The sequence below is a fragment of the Aliiroseovarius crassostreae genome (genome assembly GCF_001307765.1).
GTDB lineage: Bacteria > Pseudomonadota > Alphaproteobacteria > Rhodobacterales > Rhodobacteraceae > Aliiroseovarius > Aliiroseovarius crassostreae.
In genome coordinates, this window is record NZ_LKBA01000019.1 from 291,158 (window position 1) to 306,915 (window position 15,758).

A 15,758-nucleotide genomic window follows, 5' to 3' on the forward strand; every position below is an offset into this window, starting at 1 on the left:
AGCCGGTCCAATGTTGTCTTCGGCTGGGCGCCTTTGGGGCAATGCGCGCGATCAGGTTGCCTTGCGTGCGGCCATGACCCAGATCCCGGCCAGCACCAGAGAGCCCAGCGCGTTCAGGTTGGCCATGGTCACGCCGAACAGCTCCCACGGGATTTCATCACACCGCACCAGCGGGGCGGTGAGGATTGAGTTCAGCAACTCCTCCTGCGACAGTTCGCCAATGGACGACCCGCCCGAGCAGGAGCTTGGCCCCTCCCAGAGTTTGCGCTCAACCCCGGAATGATAAAATCCGATGCCGGAGGTGGTCAGCGCCGACAGGGCGCCAAGCCAGGCAATGATACGTTTTTGCGTGGCAATCGCCGCGCCACCCAGCGCAATGGCCGCTGCATGTGGCCAGCGCTGCCACAGGCACAGTTTACAGGGCGTGTAGCCAAGCGCCTGAAAGGCGAAAGCCCCGCCAAGCACAAGGATCGACCCCAGCGTCGCAAGTGCCACAAGTTGGGTGAAGGTCAGGTTGCGGATCATGTTCATAGGTATTTCACCAGATAGAAGCCCCCGAAAAGGAGCACGATAAAGACGGTAAAGACAAGACCAAGACGGCGTTCGATAAAGTCTCGTATAGGGGCGCCAAACTTCCACAACAGCCCCGCAACGATGAAAAAGCGCAGGCCGCGTGCAATCACCGAGGCCACCATGAAGACGGTAAAGTTAAGCCCGGTGGAACCCGAGAGGATGGTGATCACCTTGTAAGGGAACGGGGTGACCCCCGCGATCAGCACCGCCCAGGCCCCCCAGTCATTATAAGTCTGGGCAAAGCTGTCGAAACTGTCGGTCTTGCCATAGAATTCCAGCACCGGACGTCCCACGCTTTCAAACACGCCCCATCCGATCAGATAGCCGAACATCCCGCCCAGAACCGAGGCGACCAGGGCCACAGCTGCGATCACAAAGGCTTTGCGCGGGGCGGCGATGATCATCGGGATCATCAGAATATCGGGCGGAATGGGAAAGACCGAGCTTTCCAGAAAGGCCACAATGGCCAGCGCCCAAAGCGCGCGCGGATGTTCCGCAAGCCCCATTGTCCAGTTGTAAAGACGCCTGATCATACCCGCTCTCAGCTTATCTGCCTGAAGTCCCATTCGGTGTTGGGCACCACGAAACATGCGCAAGGGATGAGGTCAAGCCTTGTTGCGCCATGCGGGCTTGTGACCGGGAAAAGGTCGGGTAAACTGATCGTGAGTTCACTGTGGGAGAGTATCATGAAGTGGAAGGGACGGCGCGGCAGCCGCAATATCGAAGATCGGCGGCGGGCCGGGGGGGGGGGGCGCGCGGGGGGCTTCGGCATTCTCGCGGTGCTCGCGATCGGCTATTTCACCGGGGTCGATGTCACCCCTTTGCTGCAGGACAGCCTGTCACCGCAAGCCCCACAACAGGTCGAGATTTCGGAGGCGGACCGGCAAGCCGGGGAGTTTATGTCCGTCACGCTTGCGGATACGGAGGAGGTCTGGTCAGGGATTTTTCGCGACCAGCTCGGGGCCGCTTATAACCCGGTGACGCTGGTTTTGTACAAAGGGGTGACGCAAAGCCCCTGTGGCGGGGCCTCGGGCGCAACTGGACCGTTTTATTGTCCGGGGGACCGCAAAGTCTATCTCGATACGGCATTTTTCACCACCTTGTCCCGGCAATTGGGGGCCAGGGGGGATTTTGCGGCGGCTTATGTCGTGGCGCATGAGGTGGCCCATCACGTGCAAAACGAGCTGGGGATCCTTGGAAAAGCCAATCGCGTGCGCCAACAGGTCAGCCAGGAGGAAAGCAATGCGATTTCGGTGCGGATCGAGTTGCAGGCTGATTGTTTCTCGGGGCTTTGGGCGCGGGAGGCCGAACAGAAATTCGGAACGCTGGAACGGGGCGATCTGCAAGAGGCGGTGAATGCGGCCCGTCAGATTGGCGATGACACGCTTCAGCGCAATGCGGGGCGCACCCCGATGCCGCATACTTTCACCCATGGCAGTTCCGCCCAGCGCGCCGCCTGGTTCGAGCGCGGATACGGCACGGGTGACATTCAGGCCTGTGATACCTTTTCGGCCAACAGGCTGTAGACAGGGATTATCACGGGAGAGTTTTGCAAAATCCGTTCGGAATCTTTCGAAATATAACGCGTTAAGAAAAATGTTGCTTATGCAACGAATTCCTGCTTTGAATGCGGGCAAGAGGGTAAGCAAAGCCGACTGATCGGTCGAAAGTGCTTGCCTAAGAGCGTCAAGCCTGCTCTTATCACAAAGACGGATCGGTCACGGCAGTAAGAGGAGCACCGGGGCCGGGCTGTGAAATACATGCGTTTTGGGAGGAACGAAATGAAACTAACCTTGAAATCCGCTCTTGTCGGTGTCGTGGCTCTTGGGGCCTCGGCCAGTGCCAGTTTTGCCCAGGAAGTGACCCTGCGCTGCCAGCACTTCCTGCCGCCAAAGGGCTCGACCCCGCTCTATTTCATGGCACCCTGGGCCGAGAAGGTAGAGAAAGACAGCGGTGGCCGCATCAAGGTCGAGCTTTACCCGGCGATGCAGCTGGGGGGGAAGCCGCAGGCGCTTTATGATCAGATCCGTGATGGCGTGATTGATTGTGGCTGGGCATTGCCCGCCTATACGCCGGGCCGTTTCCCCGAAGCCGAAGCCTTTGAACTGCCCTTCATGACCGGACGCAACGCCGCGGCATCGTCGAAAGCCGCCTGGGAGTTTTCAGAGAAATACCTGATGGAGCGGATGGGCGACGTCAAACTTCTGGCCACGCACGTGCACGGTCCGGGCGTGATCCACAAAAAAGGCGAGCCGGTCATGCAATTGTCCGATTTTGAGGGGCTGAAACTGCGTGGACCGTCGCGTCAGGCAAATGCGCTGTTTGAAACGCTGGGGGCGACCCCGGTTGGCATGCCGCTGCCGACCTTCCCGGAAAGCCTGTCGAAAGGTGTGGTCGAAGGGGGCGTGATCCCGTGGGAAATCGTACCGCCCCTGAAAGTGCATGAGCTTGCCGACAGTCACACCGAGATCCCGGGCGACCGGTCGCTTTACAACACCTTCTTCATCTGGGCGATGAACAAGGACACCTATGCCAGCCTGCCGGATGATCTGAAAGCCGTGATCGACGCCAACTCAGGCCTGGAAACCTCGGCCTGGGCAGGGGCCTCTTTTGACAAAGGGGATGTGATCGGGCGTGAGATTGTTGCCGGAACCGACAACAAGATCCATGAGCTGAGCGCCGAACAGGTGGCCGAGATCAAGGCGATCGGGGATGCCCAGATCGAAGCCTGGGCCGCCGACATGACCTCAAAAGGTCTGGACGGTGCGGGCATGGTGGCCGACGCCAAGGCCCTGGTCGCAAAATATTCCGATCAGTGATCCGCTAATAAACACATCCCTCCGGGCAGGCCGAGATGCCTGCCCGGAGTTTTCTTGAGAACCACCCGAAACATAGCGGGTCGAGAAAGAGGGAGGGGGCATCATGGCAATCGCCAGATCCGCAGAGCAGCGCGTTGGTCGCCTGATGGAATTTCTAAGTCGCTGGATGGCCTATTCAGGGGGCGCCGTGCTGGTCGCCATCGCCATGACCACCGTCATATCCATCGTCGGGCGGGCCTTGTCAGGCTTTGGGCTGACCCCGATCAAAGGGGATTTTGAAATCGTTGAAATGGGCTGTGCCGTGGCGGTTTTCGCCTTCATGCCCTGGTGTCAGTACAAGCGCGGCCACGTGACGGTTGATATTTTCATCTCGCGCCTGTCCGACCGCAAGCAGGCCCTGTTGGGGTTTATCGGCGATGTTTTCCTGACCGGTGCGGCGTTTATCATCCTGTGGCGTCTCTGGCTCGGGTTTGGTGAGAAATTCCCCTATGGCTCTGACACGTTCCGCACCCTGTTTGGCCTCGGGTCCAAGCCCTTCTTTGCGGAAAGCTCTTATGAACTGGAAGTGCCGCTGTGGATCCCGTTTGGTCTGTGCACCATCGGGGCCGCGTTCTTCTTTGTTGTCGCCACCTATACCATGTGGCGATCGCTCAATTGGGTTCTGGATGGCAAGGAGAGCCACGTATGACCGGTATCGAACTTGCCATCCTCGCCTTTGCGCTCATGCTTCTGGCGATCTTCCTTCGCCTGCCGATTGGTCTGGCAATGGGGCTGACCGGGTTTTTTGGGATCTGGTATATGATGGGGCACCCGAAGGTGACGCTGAGCCAGTTGAAAACGCTGTCTTATGACACGTTCAGCTCTTATTCCCTGTCGATTGTGCCGCTGTTTTTGCTGATGGGGCAATTTGCCACCAAATCCGGCATGTCCGGGGCGCTGTTCAATGCGGCATCCGACTGGCTGGGGCATCGCAAAGGCGGTGTGGCGATGGCGGCCGTTGGTGCCTGTGCAGGCTTTGGCGCGGTTTGCGGATCGTCGCTGGCTACGGCCTCAACCATGGGGCAGGTGGCCCTGCCGGAAATGCGCAAACGCGGCTATTCTGACGCTTTGTCCACCGGCGTTCTGGCCGCGGGCGGCACGTTGGGCATCCTCATTCCGCCCTCGGTGATCTTGGTGATCTACGCGATCCTGACCGAGCAGAACATCGTCAAGATGTTCATCGCAGCGCTTGTTCCGGGCATTCTGGCCGCCCTTGGGTATATGCTGACCGTGGCAGTCATGGTGCGCATCAACCCGGACAGCGCCACCACGGCGGAACGTGTGCCATATGCCCATCGGTTCAAGACGCTCCTGTCGATCTGGCCCGTTGTGCTGATTTTCGGACTGGTCATGGGCGGGATTGCCGGTGACTGGAACTGGAGCAAGGCCGGCGTGCAGGCGCTGTTTACCCCCACTGAAGGCGCGGCCGTGGGGGCCGTTGCCACCGGGCTTTATGGGGTGATGACAGGCGGGCTGACCTGGAAAGGGTTCCTGCAATCTGTCCTCGCCACGGCGCAATCCACGGCAATGATCTTTTTCATCGTGCTGGGGGCGCAGATCTTCAATTCCTTCCTCGCCTTTACCCAAGCGCCGCAGCAGCTGGCCGAATGGGTGGCTGGGCAGGGATATGCGCCGCTTCTGGTGCTGGTGATGATGCTGGTGGCCTACCTGATCTTTGGCTGCGTGATGGACAGCCTGTCGATGATCCTGCTGACCATCCCGATCTTTTACCCGATCATTGAAGTGCTCGATTTCGGGCTGACCCCGGAAGAAGCCGGGATCTGGTTTGGTATCCTTGCGCTGATCGTGGTGGAGGTAGGGCTGATCACGCCGCCTGTGGGGATGAACCTTTTTATCATCAACTCGATGGCGCGCGATATTCCCATGGCGCAGACCTATCGAGGTGTGGCCCCGTTTGTCCTGTCCGACCTGATCCGCGTCGTGGTTCTGGTGGCCTTTCCGGGCATCACCCTCTGGCTGGTCGGTGTGTTGTTCTGATCCAAAGGTGTTGCCCCTGGCGCCAGCGTGACCCCGTTTCGTGAAAAACCGAAGCGGGGTCATACTTTATCCAAAAACCGCAATTTCCCCCGTTGACCTCCCCGCGTGGCGATTGTATCCGATGTGAAGTGCCCAAGTGGCGGAATGGTAGACGCAGGGGATTAAAAAGCCTTGGTTGCCGCACTGCAGCGTCTCTCCGCTCGCGGGAATGCCCCTCACAACATCGGCACAAATATCGTGCGTGCTACTGATATAGCTGCACTTTGCAACCTCCCTCCCTTACCCTAAAGCGTTTCGGTTATGCGTGGACGGCCGTAGCAGCCCAGGCTGGGTCGGGATTGTTCCTTGATATGGGCCAACAATACCATGTCCGTTCGCTGTCTTCGACTGGCCGGGCGGCTGCGATAGGCACGTAAGCCGCGTTCGCTGACATCCAGAACCTGGCAAAGACGGTTGGTCGGGAAATCGCGGTATGCTCTTCCCCTCTCGGGATCATGCTGCACATGACCCTGCCGGGCAGTGGATGAACCTAAACCTCATGGCTTTGGGCCCGCGAAGAAGGCCGTGGCCTTTTTTAGGATCTCCCTCTCCTCCTTGAGAATGCGGTTCTCCCGTCGAAGCCGTTCATTCTCTCGGGCAAGATCGAGGTCTTTGTCCGACACCACCTCAGTGTCGCGATGCGCCGTGCCCCACTTGTTCAATGTCGATAGGCCAACGCCCAAACCTGACGCCACCTGCTTCCTTGTCAGCCCACTCGTCAGCGCGATCCGCACCGCATCAGCCCGGAATTCCTCCGCACCGTTTCTGTCTCATAGTTCGTCTCCTTTTGTTGCAATAAATGCTATCAAAGGAGCGGCATCAAACCGCGACAGGTCCAATCTTCGTGGACCGTGATGCCATCATTCAGAAAACCAGCAAGGCTCTCTTCGTATTTGGAATTGGGGCTTGGCTGATCTCACCTGAAGTAGGTGGCGCAATGACCCTCATCGCTGCGGGTCTTTATGTGTATCGCCCCTATTGACGCCCCTCTAAGTCTCCCCTAAACAGCCATTCAAGTGCGGGTGTGGCGGAATGGTAGACGCGAGGGTCTCAAACACCCTTTCCTCACGGAGTGTCGGTTCGAGTCCGACCACCCGCACCATATCTTCTCTTTTCTCCAAAACTCCCTCTAAAGCCTTGAATCGTAAGGTGGTTTTTAGTGTTCGGAAACTCTGATTTCGGGTGTATGTCGGGCGCTCTGCGAAGGCCAGTTTGAGCACCGTGCGTTACAAGGTGGTTTGACCTGTTTCCCAGAATTTCCAAGGGTTTGCGAGGAATGTGAGAGCGTTTTCGATAAATTCGTCCATCCTTCCCTTTGGTGGCAGGCTTTGGGACGCTTTTTCCTGCAATCGGACACGGGTTTTGTCGAGTTCTGCGATTTTTACCTCGTAAGCACGCAAACGGCATCGTTGGTGGTTTCGACGATGCGCGCGAGAAGCGCGTCGGTTTGCTTGTCGAGTGCCATCAATTCGCGCTTTGCAACAGCCAGTGCGTCCTTGGCTTGCATTTCGCGCGCAGCCCAAGCAGTCTCTCGACTAATTCACTAGCTCCAGTTCTGGCTTTATGTTCAAAAATGTCGCTCGGCTGGCTGACTGGCGGATGGCTCTCTGAAGGCGGTGAAAGCCTTCCTCGTTCGTGTGATCAGGTACTAACCGATCATGCAACCTGCTTTCGAAATCGCTAATTAGTTGCTCACTGTGTGCAAAATTGAAATTCGCGCAAAAGTTCTTGGCTTCCTGCGAACCACCTAGTTGAAGGTCAAACTGCTCTTTTACAGGTTGTGGCAGCTTTTTGTAATCTACCAACTTTCCTACAAGTGTATTTTTGAATTCTTGATTGGGAATGCGGTTAGTTCTCAAAGATGCGAATGCAAGCTTCCCAGATGTGGACAAGTTTTGCACATCTTGAGCCCATTTCTGGAGCATGGAGGTCCCACTTTTCTTCTTCGAAAGCAGCCAGTCGAAGCTCAAAGCTAGATCGTCGCGAGTGGGATCAATCGTAAATTTAACCTGTGTAAGCTCGAACGAACCATCGAGCCTCTTACAAATGACGTCGTCGAGACCCATTAACTTTTCGTGCTCAATATCTCCTTCAATCCGAACCCACTCGTACTTATGAGGATCATTGTACCAGTCGATGATGAAGCCTATGCAGACCAAATCTTGGTACTCATACCCAGTACGTGTTAGCTGGGTAGGCTTAATGTCGGTTGCCATCGAAATTTTTCTTTCAAATAAATACAGTAGTTCCAAAAATCATGCACATTTTGCATCCGAAGAACAAGCTCGTCGAGCTGATTCATACACTTGTAATTTGGACTTCTGCCATTGCCCGTTTTGCTTCTTTTATTGTCTGATCTACTGGCGATGATAAGGGATGTGGCCCGTTGCCCCACTTTTTCTGCGACCGTCTCACAGCACTAAGATGTGCTGCGAGATGTGGGTCTCTGACCCGTTCCCGCTGCGACCCTGCGGACATCTTACAGCCTTAAGGTATGCTGCGAGATGTGGGTCGTTGACCCGTTTGCGCTGCGTCCCCTTCGGACGACTTCCGATCTAAGTATGATCGCAAGATGGAGGTGGTAGTACCACCTCGACTTGACAAGGGGGCTGCTGCGCTCCCCCGTTGTATCCCCCAAAGCTGATGGTCGAGATTGGCATTGAGCCAGTCACGACCATGCAAACATATCTGTGTTTGATCCCTCGTCGGGGAGATGTCATCTCTCCCCAACACCCCATAGATCAACCCTGCGCGGATTGAATGCCGTCAGCGTATCGACGCTGAACCCGACCAAGGGGCGTATCGTCGCCCCTTGTGACCCCCTCGCAGGATTTGGAGAAGTGACCTCTCCACCTGCACCAAACCATGCACAATCCTTATGGTCGATTGATCCCCAATCAGGGGAGCTTGTCCGCTCCCCCAATACCCCCATGACAGCTAGGGCGGCTGCCCCCGCGCAGATCAAAGGGTGGGTCCTCGCCATGCTCGGTTCGCTGTGCTGCACCTGCGCGTGGCTCTGGTCCTGCGTGACCGCACCTTTGATCCTTGCACCCCCGCTCCTCGGCGGAAGCCAGACGGTTGCATGCGCAACCCGTCAGAACAAAGAAGAGGAGACAAGACAATGCCGCAACTACACGCTCAACCGTATGACATCACCGCCAATGGGTTCTATTTTGAGAGCCTTGAAGACTATGCCGACAAGGCAAAGAGCAACCGCAACGATTACGGCGATCCCGTTGAGGAATATGAAATCCAGTTCATTGATGGGGATCATATGCCCCTCCACATGGGGCGCGAGCGCCCGCCAGCGGCCCGCCGCGACGATCTGGGCCTTCTGGCGGTCTTCCACCCGGCCTTCGCAAGAGGGACAGCACCAGTGGGCCGTCTCGGGCTTGTCCGCGTCCCATTTGATGTCTGCCCAGAGGATTTCCGAGAACTGGCCGCAATGGGGACACGGGACTTCAAAGACTCGCTGGTCCGATTGCTCATAGGCCCGCAAAATCCGGCTGGTCTCGGCGTCAACGGGCGTGGAGGCCAGCACGATCCGGCGATTGCCGAAGGTCATGGTGCGGCGCATGGCGAGTTCCACCGGGTCGCCTTGCTGCGGACAATACAGCAACGGAAATCAAGGATCATTTGGCCGCATACATGGACGACGACGATAAGCTTATGGTCGTCGAATTCAGCAAGAGACCGCAATTCACTCGTGCGTTTAAGGGTACGAACGACTGGTTGAAGAAACACTTCGGTTAAGAAAAAGGCCGCGCCCGAAGACGCGGCCTAATCGGCGCTGGTCCATGTCAGCGCCTATGCGATGGGGCGTGCCGCAGAGTACGCCGCGCCATCACAATGCGAAGAACGCTACGGATAGATGAACGGATCAGGCGCGACCTTTTCGGCCACGCCCTTGATCGTGAGCGTTACGGCAAGGGGGCTTCGCTGGCCCACGTTCGGGACCTGATTCAGCGGGTGGCGCTTTGAGCGGCAACCGCGCGAGCGCGGGCCACCACGTCATTCGCCAGCAAGGCTTCCTCTTGCGCGATTTCGGCCTCTAGGCGGCTGAAAATCGGCGCATAGACGGGATCGGCCACCACCAGCTTGGCAACGGTCTCAAGAGCCGCCCGAAGGCGCTCCAAGTCCGTTTGCATGGTGGTGGCCGCCCGCATCGTCTTAGCCGTTCAGACGCACGTTGACGGTGCCCGACGGGTTCCCGGCGGCAGTGACGGCAAGGCCGATCAGTTCATTGTTGCCCGTGTCGTCATCGGCGGTCGCCAGCTTGGCGGTATCATCCCAATAGACGAAATCGCCCACGGCCAGCACGTCGGTCGAGACTTTCGGCATGTCGAAAACACCGACGGTCACAAGGTCGAGGGTGTCCCCGATCTCGGCATTCCCGGCAGCAATGCCAAAGAGGTTGCCGACAAGGACGCCTTGGCCGGACGTGGCGGCGGCGGTCGCGGTGATGGTGATATTCTCACCGGGTTGGACGTAGTTCTTCATGGGTCAGATTCCCTTGCTCATATTGAAGTGGATGGTGGAGGCAGGCCGGGCCGTCTGGGCGGCGATTTCCGCGTCCAGCGCGGCCAGCGCGCGGGCCATCTCGGCATCGGAGCGGTATTCCACTTCCTCGCCGTTTTGGTCCCGGAATCGCCGGACCCCGCCAGCACGGGCGGCCAAAAGGTCCGCCCGCATTTTCTGAAGTTCGGCCACGGTCGCCATATTATTCGCCCGCGTTCATGTAAGCGCCGCGCCAATCGACAGCGCCGCAACCGAAGTCCAGCACCACGCGGAACTCCATGCCCAGAACGTCCCAGACGGCCCCGCCGCGCCTGACGATTGATTGGGATGCCTATCTGCCATTTTTTGAGGATGAGGATATCTCGGATGACCACAAACGCGAGCTGATCGAAGCTCTGTGGTCCATCATGGTCAGCTTTGTCGATCTTGGGTTCGGTGTTCACCCCGTCCAACAGGCCTGTGGAAAAGACGTGTCTTTGGCGGAAATGCCCGCTGTGGATGTGCTAAACTTACCCAATACCAAAACAACTTTTGAAACTGCCGCAGCCCCCGAGACTGACGCGCAACAGGAAGGGAGTCTTTAATGGAAACAAAACAACACGCTGTCATTTACGCCCGCGTTTCGAGCGTCGCTCAATTGAAGAAGGGTGATGGGCTGGCGTCGCAAGAAAGCCGTTGTCGTGAATACGCGCGGTATAAGGGCTATGAGGTGCTTGAGGTCTTCAATGACAACAAATCAGGTGGTGATGCTGATCGTCCTGCCATGATTGCCCTGCTGGCGTATCTGAAAGCGCAAAAGGAAACCTGCGTCGTCATCATTGACGACATCAACCGCTTTGCCCGTGATGTGGTTGGGCATTGGCAGTTGCGGGCGCTGCTGGCCGAAGCTGGCGGCAAACTGGAAAGCCCGTCGATTGAATTCGGTGAGGACAGTGACAGCATTCTGGTGGAAAACCTACTGGCGTCTGTGTCTCAGCACCAACGGCAGAAAAATGGTGAGCAAACAAAGAACCGTATGCGTGGCCGTGCGCTCAATGGATATTGGGTGTTCCGTGCGCCGATTGGGTACAAATACGAACGCGTTGCAGGGCATGGCAACATGCTGGTGCGCGATGAACCGTTGGCCTCCATCATCCAAGAGGCCTTGGAAGGTTTTGCCTCTGGTCATTTTGAAACACAGGCCGAAGTGAAACGGTTTCTGGAATCCAAACCTGCTTTCCCGAAGGATTTTGCCGATGGCACGATCCGTTTTGAACGGGTCATTCGTCTGATGACCCGCATACATTTTGCGGGCTATATCGAAATCCCCGAGTGGGATGTCTCACTGCGCAAAGGCCATCATGAAGGTCTGATCTCACTTGAGACCCATGAATTGATCCAGCAACGGATCAAGGACGGGGCCAGAGCGCCCGCTCGCAAGGACATCAACGCGGACTTCCCTTTGCGGGGCTTCGTGTGCTGCGATGACTGCAACACGCCTCTGACGGCCTGCTGGTCCACCAGCAAGTCGGGAAAGAAACATCCGTATTACCTCTGCCACGCCAAAGGATGCCCGAGCTATCGCAAATCAATCCGTCGTGATGTGCTGGAAGGGGAGTTCGACGAATTGATGCAAAGCCTCACGCCGTCTGAGGGGATGTTCTCGATGGCAACCAAGATGTTCAAGGACGCTTGGGGGCAACGTGCGGGACAGATGGAGGCTGACAAACGCCTGATCCGCACGGAGCGCAACAAACTTGCAAAACAAATCGAAGGCCTGCTGGATCGTTTGGTGGATGCAGACAGCCCAACCCTGATCACAGCCTATGAAAAGCGTATCGAAAAGATGGAGCGTGAGAAGCTGATTTTAGACGAAAAACTGCAAAACAAGGGAAAGCCAATGCATACCTTCGAGCAAATGTTCGAACACGCACTGCAATTCCTGTCAAACCCTTGGAAAATCTGGAAAAGCGGCAACTTGATTGCCCAAAGGACTGTCCTGAGACTGGCCTTCGCAGATAAGATTAGCTTTGCACGAAATGAAGGACTTCTAACACCAAAAACCACCTTACCGTTCAAGGTGTTAGAGGGGTTTTCTTGCCAAAAAAAGATAATGGCGGAGAGACAGGGATTCGAACCCTGGGTGGGCTTGCACCCACAACGGTTTTCGAGACCGCCCCGTTCGACCACTCCGGCACCTCTCCGCGGGGGGTGAGGGGGATTTAGATCGACTAAACCGGATGCGCAACCCCCAATTTTGAGAAAAGTCGGAAATGAGGAAGAAAAGTCGGCGCTTTTCCACTCCTATGGTTTTTTGCCCCCCTTGTCTGGATCCCGTGCGCAGTCTAGGCTTTTGTAAACCTGCCTTTGTGTCGGAGATAAAACAAAGATGTTTCAAAGAGTTCTTAGCCTTATTCTGATCCTCTTTCTGGTCGCTCTTTCCCCGGTCCAGACAAGCTTTGCGCAAGGCAGTGAAACAGGGGCGGATCGGGATAAAATTCGCGAATTTCTTGAGGTGACCGGCTTTGATGTGGCCATTGCCTCAATTCAGCAAGGCGCCATGGCGGGGCCTGCGCTGACGGGGGCTGCTCCGGATCAGTTCGGGCGCAATTGGGTGCGCCTGGCCGAACAGGTTTTTGCCCCTGACAAGATGGTTGATGACGCGGTCGACATGATCGAAGCGGTGATGCCTGCGGATCTGCTTGATCATGGCGTGGTGTTTTATGGCAGCGATCTGGGAAAACGCGTCGTGGCGGTTGAGAATGAAAGCCACATGGTTGAAGACGCAATCCGGCAGACCGAGGGCGAAAAACTTGTCGACGAGCTGCTTGAGGAAAGAAGCCCGCGCCTTGATGTCTTCAAGGCAATGTCGCAATCGGTTGGAAGCACGGATGTCGCGATCCGGTCCATTGTCGAAATCCAGGTGCGCTATCTGATGGCGGCGGCGGCGGCGGGCGCAACGGATCTTGAAATTGGCGAAGAGGATCTGCGCGGCATGCTGATGGCGCAACAGGGAGAGATGCGGCGGAGCATTGAGGTTCATGGGCTTGTCGCCAATGCCTATACCTATCGCAGCCTCAGCGATCAGGAGCTGATTGATTATCTTTCCGCTTTGCAATCGCCTCAGATGATGCAGGTCTATGAGATCCTGAACGCCGTGCAATATGAGATCATGGCGGATCGTTATGAACGTCTGGCCACCCAGCTTGGCCGTCTGCAACCGGAATCGGAGCTTTGATGCAACCTGTCCTGCAATGGCATGTTCTGGCCCTAAGGGTGATGGCAACCCTGCTGATGCTTGGGGCGGCGTTGCCCGGTGTGGCGACGGCGCAGGCCAGTTCATTCGAGCGGTTCTGGAACGCGCTGCAGCTGCAGGACACCCTGAAAATCGTGCACGAAGAAGGGCATAGCTACGCGCTTGAGGCGGCAGAGCAGTTGACTGGACGGCCAAGTGATCGGTTTTGGCAGCGCGAAGTGGATCAGATCTATGATCTGGAGCGGATGACAGCACAGGTACGCGCCGATCTGCAGCAGGCAATGGTTGGGCGTGATCTGGGCGCGGCCCTGACTTACTACGAAAGCAAAGCGGGACAACAGGTGATCGACCTCGAGATTTCAGCCCGGCGTGCCTATCTGGCCCCAGGGGTGGACGAAGCCGCGCGAGAGGCCTGGTATGGTGGTGGCAATGTTGGCACACGCGCCGACCTTATCCGCAGAATTATCCGGGATGGGGAACTGATCGAGCGCAATGTCGTCGGGGCGCTCAACAGCAATTTCGCATTCCTCACCGCCTTTGCGCAATCTGGTCCGAATGAGGGAATGGTGCTGGATGAACGCGCCATTCTTGATGAGGTCATGAGCGAGGAAGATGCACTTCGGCTTGATACGGCCGAGTGGCTTTATGGTTATCTGTCGCTGGCATATGGTCCGCTGTCTGAACAGGCATTGGAAGATCTGGCCGAGATATCCGACAGCCCAGCGGGACGGCATCTGAACGATGTTCTGTTCTTGGGGTTTGATCCGATGTTCGAAGATCTCGCCCGGCGGCTGGGGGTGGCGGCAGGTCAGGCCTTGCTGCAACAGGATCTCTGACCGGATCTCCAATCCGGTTGCCTGCGGCAAAAAGGCAAGCTGGGGGTTTCACCCTTTCCTCTGCGATGTCTGCGTTTTATCCAATTGGAAACACCAAAGGATCCCAGCATGTCTGACGCGCCACAGAAGAAAGCACCGTATTTTCCTGCGCCCAAGCCGATCCCGCCCAAGGCCGGGCTGTTCCAGCGCACCCCTCCAGCCATGTTCCCTCCGCTTTTTGGTTTGTTCGGTCTGGGGCTGGCGTGGCGCCGCGCCTCTGAAAGCTTTGCGATGCCATCGGAAATCGGAGAGATGCTCCTGGGGGCTGTGACGCTTCTTTTTCTGTTTTCGGTTGCGGCCTATCTGATCAAGCTCACCCGGCGTCCCGGCGTGTTCGTCGAAGATCTGCGGGTTCTTCCGGGGCGGGCCGGTCTCGCCTCGATGGGACTGGCGGGCTATCTGATGGCGGCGGCCTTGGTCATCTATTCGCCGTTCTGGGCATTGGTGACCCTCTGCCTGTCCGGGGTCTGGCATCTGGCTGTTGTGCTGACAGTGTTGCGCATTCTCATTGCCTCTGCGCCAGAGGGGCGGGCGGTCACACCTGTCTGGCACCTCACCTTTGTCGGCTTCATTGTCGGGCCAATCGCCGCATTGCCGCTTGGTTTGCACAGCTATGCGCAGGCCGTGTTCTGGATCACTTTTGTGATGGCGGTAGGGGTCTATGGGGCCAGTGCGCTGGCCTTTGCAAAGAAAACGGTTCCCGCACCGCTGCGCCCCCTTCTGGCGATCCATCTGTCTCCAATCAGCCTTTTGGGAACGGTGGCTTATCTGTTGGGGGATGCGCAGCTTGGGCAGGCCCTGGCGTGGGGAGCAATTGTGGTTTTTGTGGTGCTGGTGGCCTCCGCCCGCTGGTTGACCGCAGACGGGTTCAGCCCGTTCTGGAGCGCCTTTACCTTTCCTCTAGTGGCGTTCTCGACCCTGATGCAGATCACCTGGCTTGCGGGGGGCGGAGAGGTTTTCCGTCTGCTCGGGGGGCTGAGCCTGATTTTCGCCACGCTGATCGTTCCGCCGATCGCCTTCCGGATCCTGAAGCTTTGGGCAAAGGGCGTGCTGGCCGTGAAAACCAATGCGGCTCAGGCCTAAAGCGTTTCGGGGTACACTTGAAACGCTTTAGCCATCCTCCCAGGGGGGCAGGGTCGCCTGTAGCTTTTTGCTCAGGGATTTGCGGATAATCCCATAAGAGCGTTCAATCCGGTGGCGAAGTTCGTTTTCACCCGCCCCGAACGGGATACGCACCCAGGATTTGTGGAAATAGGGCGCCTTCTCCGCAACCCCGGCCTCTTTCAGCATATCTGCGGTCGCCACATCGGTGCATTTCACCGAAACGCCATCCGTATCGACAGACATGGCCGCAAAGATCTTGCCTCCCACCTTCCAGATATCGTGATCCTCGGGCGTTTTCCCAAATGGATGGGTCAGCTCGGCGCCCGGCAGGGCGTGACACAGCGCGGTTGCAAAGGCTCGGGACATGCTACACTCCAAACTTGCTCTTGGACCAAAACCTTGCTACCAAGCCCACATGAAACGGACAAGCACCATCATTATTTGCTGCATTCCCTGCTGAGATATCTCGGCGGGTCGTTTCTTCATTTCCAAATCAATGTGAAGTCGCTAAACCCGCCACAAAAGTGGTGTGTCCAGACGTATACAATTCGCCGCGCG

At 57.1% G+C, this 15,758-nt stretch carries 18 protein-coding genes, 2 tRNA genes and 2 pseudogenes; 11 read left to right on the forward strand and 11 right to left on the reverse strand.

The features are described from left to right. Positions 1-51 precede the first annotated feature (51 nt). Both AKJ29_RS14150 and AKJ29_RS14155 read right to left on the reverse strand, forming a co-directional pair. Positions 52-531 (reverse strand): disulfide bond formation protein B, encoded by a 480-nt coding sequence (locus tag AKJ29_RS14150; protein ID WP_235477574.1) that lies wholly within the window; start codon positions 529-531, stop codon positions 52-54. Further along, complete coding sequence (locus AKJ29_RS14155; protein WP_055191890.1) at positions 528-1,106, reverse strand: YqaA family protein; 579 nt, start codon at positions 1,104-1,106, stop codon at positions 528-530. Before AKJ29_RS14155 ends, AKJ29_RS14150 begins: the two co-directional genes overlap by 4 nt. 153 nt (positions 1,107-1,259) lie before the next feature. Between AKJ29_RS14155 and ypfJ the strand changes: the two genes are divergently transcribed. The 4 genes from ypfJ (at position 1,260) to AKJ29_RS14175 (ending at position 5,429) form a co-directional block, all read left to right on the forward strand. Then, entirely contained in the window at positions 1,260-2,099 is an 840-nt protein-coding gene (ypfJ, locus tag AKJ29_RS14160; protein ID WP_055191892.1) for a KPN_02809 family neutral zinc metallopeptidase, read from the forward strand. Between the two features lie 255 nt (positions 2,100-2,354). Then, positions 2,355-3,392 carry a TRAP transporter substrate-binding protein gene (locus tag AKJ29_RS14165; protein ID WP_055191894.1) on the forward strand — a complete coding sequence of 346 codons (1,038 nt, stop codon included), beginning with the start codon at positions 2,355-2,357 and terminating at the stop codon, positions 3,390-3,392. 103 nt (positions 3,393-3,495) lie between these two features. Further along, positions 3,496-4,080, forward strand: a complete 585-nt coding sequence (locus tag AKJ29_RS14170; protein WP_055191896.1) for a TRAP transporter small permease — start codon at positions 3,496-3,498, stop codon at positions 4,078-4,080. After that, positions 4,077-5,429: a TRAP transporter large permease gene (locus tag AKJ29_RS14175; protein ID WP_055191898.1), complete on the forward strand. Its 1,353-nt coding sequence runs from the start codon at positions 4,077-4,079 to the stop codon at positions 5,427-5,429. The genes AKJ29_RS14170 and AKJ29_RS14175 overlap by 4 nt, the downstream gene beginning before the upstream one ends. 287 nt (positions 5,430-5,716) lie before the next feature. On the opposite strand, the pseudogene AKJ29_RS19450 reads toward AKJ29_RS14175, so the two are convergent. Further along, positions 5,717-6,202 (reverse strand): annotated as a pseudogene (locus AKJ29_RS19450) (IS3 family transposase); the annotation flags it as partial. Between the two features lie 110 nt (positions 6,203-6,312). Here AKJ29_RS19450 and AKJ29_RS19720 point away from each other — a divergent pair. Next, a complete protein-coding gene (locus tag AKJ29_RS19720; RefSeq protein ID WP_161805438.1) occupies positions 6,313-6,450 on the forward strand; it encodes a hypothetical protein in 138 nt (45 codons plus the stop codon). Positions 6,451-6,486: 36 nt separating this feature from the next. Then, a tRNA-Leu gene (locus AKJ29_RS14190) sits at positions 6,487-6,570 on the forward strand. A 279-nt stretch (positions 6,571-6,849) separates the two neighbouring features. On the opposite strand, the gene AKJ29_RS20350 is transcribed toward AKJ29_RS14190, so the two are convergent. The 6 genes from AKJ29_RS20350 to AKJ29_RS14215 form a co-directional block, all read right to left on the reverse strand. Continuing rightward, positions 6,850-6,975, reverse strand: a complete 126-nt coding sequence (locus tag AKJ29_RS20350) for a hypothetical protein (protein WP_261172610.1) — start codon at positions 6,973-6,975, stop codon at positions 6,850-6,852. Positions 6,976-7,003: 28 nt separating this feature from the next. Beyond that, the gene (locus AKJ29_RS14195) at positions 7,004-7,684 is read right to left on the reverse strand and encodes a dsDNA nuclease domain-containing protein (RefSeq protein WP_055191904.1); all 681 of its coding nucleotides are present in this window, start codon (positions 7,682-7,684) and stop codon (positions 7,004-7,006) included. Positions 7,685-8,598: 914 nt separating this feature from the next. Next, the gene (locus tag AKJ29_RS14200; RefSeq protein ID WP_261172611.1) at positions 8,599-9,087 is read right to left on the reverse strand and encodes a phage terminase large subunit family protein; all 489 of its coding nucleotides are present in this window, start codon (positions 9,085-9,087) and stop codon (positions 8,599-8,601) included. Positions 9,088-9,430: 343 nt separating this feature from the next. Further along, on the reverse strand, positions 9,431-9,616 hold the full coding sequence (locus tag AKJ29_RS14205) for a hypothetical protein (RefSeq protein WP_139231383.1): 186 nt from the start codon (positions 9,614-9,616) through the stop codon (positions 9,431-9,433). Between the two features lie 22 nt (positions 9,617-9,638). Then, positions 9,639-9,968 (reverse strand): DUF2190 family protein, encoded by a 330-nt coding sequence (locus AKJ29_RS14210; RefSeq protein ID WP_055191908.1) that lies wholly within the window; start codon positions 9,966-9,968, stop codon positions 9,639-9,641. Positions 9,969-9,971: 3 nt separating this feature from the next. Next, the gene (locus AKJ29_RS14215; protein WP_055191910.1) at positions 9,972-10,187 is read right to left on the reverse strand and encodes a phage head-tail joining protein; all 216 of its coding nucleotides are present in this window, start codon (positions 10,185-10,187) and stop codon (positions 9,972-9,974) included. Positions 10,188-10,264: 77 nt separating this feature from the next. On the opposite strand from AKJ29_RS14215, the gene AKJ29_RS14220 reads away from it, so the two are divergent. Next, positions 10,265-10,570, forward strand: coding sequence for a hypothetical protein (locus AKJ29_RS14220; RefSeq protein ID WP_055191912.1), 306 nt, complete (start codon positions 10,265-10,267; stop codon positions 10,568-10,570). Beyond that, positions 10,570-11,574: pseudogene (locus tag AKJ29_RS18480) on the forward strand (recombinase family protein); the annotation flags it as partial. The gene AKJ29_RS14220 and the pseudogene AKJ29_RS18480, both read left to right, overlap by 1 nt. A gap of 505 nt (positions 11,575-12,079) precedes the next feature. Here the strand turns inward: AKJ29_RS18480 and AKJ29_RS14230 are convergent. Further along, positions 12,080-12,169: transfer RNA gene (locus AKJ29_RS14230), tRNA-Ser, on the reverse strand. A gap of 185 nt (positions 12,170-12,354) precedes the next feature. On the opposite strand from AKJ29_RS14230, the gene AKJ29_RS14235 reads away from it, so the two are divergent. The 3 genes from AKJ29_RS14235 to AKJ29_RS14245 all read left to right on the forward strand — a co-directional run bounded on the left by AKJ29_RS14235 (position 12,355) and on the right by AKJ29_RS14245 (position 15,179). Further along, positions 12,355-13,203 carry a DUF2059 domain-containing protein gene (locus tag AKJ29_RS14235; RefSeq protein ID WP_055191916.1) on the forward strand — a complete coding sequence of 283 codons (849 nt, stop codon included), beginning with the start codon at positions 12,355-12,357 and terminating at the stop codon, positions 13,201-13,203. Further along, a complete protein-coding gene (locus AKJ29_RS14240) occupies positions 13,203-14,057 on the forward strand; it encodes a DUF2059 domain-containing protein (protein ID WP_055191917.1) in 855 nt (284 codons plus the stop codon). Before AKJ29_RS14235 ends, AKJ29_RS14240 begins: the two co-directional genes overlap by 1 nt. A 108-nt stretch (positions 14,058-14,165) precedes the next feature. After that, positions 14,166-15,179, forward strand: coding sequence for a TDT family transporter (locus AKJ29_RS14245; protein WP_055191919.1), 1,014 nt, complete (start codon positions 14,166-14,168; stop codon positions 15,177-15,179). 27 nt (positions 15,180-15,206) lie between these two features. On the opposite strand, the gene AKJ29_RS14250 is transcribed toward AKJ29_RS14245, so the two are convergent. Then, positions 15,207-15,566: an MmcQ/YjbR family DNA-binding protein gene (locus AKJ29_RS14250; protein ID WP_055191921.1), complete on the reverse strand. Its 360-nt coding sequence runs from the start codon at positions 15,564-15,566 to the stop codon at positions 15,207-15,209. Positions 15,567-15,758 lie beyond the last annotated feature (192 nt).

Excerpts from the sequence above, each read along its gene's own strand:
- AKJ29_RS14155 (WP_055191890.1), bottom strand. The coding sequence starts at position 1,106 with ATGATCAGGCGTCTTTACAACTGGACAATGGGGCTTGCGGAACATCCG.
- AKJ29_RS14195 (WP_055191904.1), bottom strand. The coding sequence starts at position 7,684 with ATGGCAACCGACATTAAGCCTACCCAGCTAACACGTACTGGGTATGAG.
- AKJ29_RS14245 (WP_055191919.1), top strand. The coding sequence starts at position 14,166 with ATGTCTGACGCGCCACAGAAGAAAGCACCGTATTTTCCTGCGCCCAAG.
- AKJ29_RS14175 (WP_055191898.1), top strand. The coding sequence starts at position 4,077 with ATGACCGGTATCGAACTTGCCATCCTCGCCTTTGCGCTCATGCTTCTG.
- AKJ29_RS14205 (WP_139231383.1), bottom strand. The coding sequence starts at position 9,616 with ATGCAAACGGACTTGGAGCGCCTTCGGGCGGCTCTTGAGACCGTTGCC.
- ypfJ (WP_055191892.1), top strand. The coding sequence starts at position 1,260 with ATGAAGTGGAAGGGACGGCGCGGCAGCCGCAATATCGAAGATCGGCGG.
- AKJ29_RS14210 (WP_055191908.1), bottom strand. The coding sequence starts at position 9,968 with ATGAAGAACTACGTCCAACCCGGTGAGAATATCACCATCACCGCGACC.
- AKJ29_RS14235 (WP_055191916.1), top strand. The coding sequence starts at position 12,355 with ATGTTTCAAAGAGTTCTTAGCCTTATTCTGATCCTCTTTCTGGTCGCT.
- AKJ29_RS14250 (WP_055191921.1), bottom strand. The coding sequence starts at position 15,566 with ATGTCCCGAGCCTTTGCAACCGCGCTGTGTCACGCCCTGCCGGGCGCC.
- AKJ29_RS14150 (WP_235477574.1), bottom strand. The coding sequence starts at position 531 with ATGAACATGATCCGCAACCTGACCTTCACCCAACTTGTGGCACTTGCG.
- AKJ29_RS14215 (WP_055191910.1), bottom strand. The coding sequence starts at position 10,187 with ATGGCGACCGTGGCCGAACTTCAGAAAATGCGGGCGGACCTTTTGGCC.
- AKJ29_RS14170 (WP_055191896.1), top strand. The coding sequence starts at position 3,496 with ATGGCAATCGCCAGATCCGCAGAGCAGCGCGTTGGTCGCCTGATGGAA.
- AKJ29_RS14220 (WP_055191912.1), top strand. The coding sequence starts at position 10,265 with ATGCCCAGAACGTCCCAGACGGCCCCGCCGCGCCTGACGATTGATTGG.
- AKJ29_RS14240 (WP_055191917.1), top strand. The coding sequence starts at position 13,203 with ATGCAACCTGTCCTGCAATGGCATGTTCTGGCCCTAAGGGTGATGGCA.
- AKJ29_RS14165 (WP_055191894.1), top strand. The coding sequence starts at position 2,355 with ATGAAACTAACCTTGAAATCCGCTCTTGTCGGTGTCGTGGCTCTTGGG.
- AKJ29_RS20350 (WP_261172610.1), bottom strand. The coding sequence starts at position 6,975 with ATGCAAGCCAAGGACGCACTGGCTGTTGCAAAGCGCGAATTGATGGCA.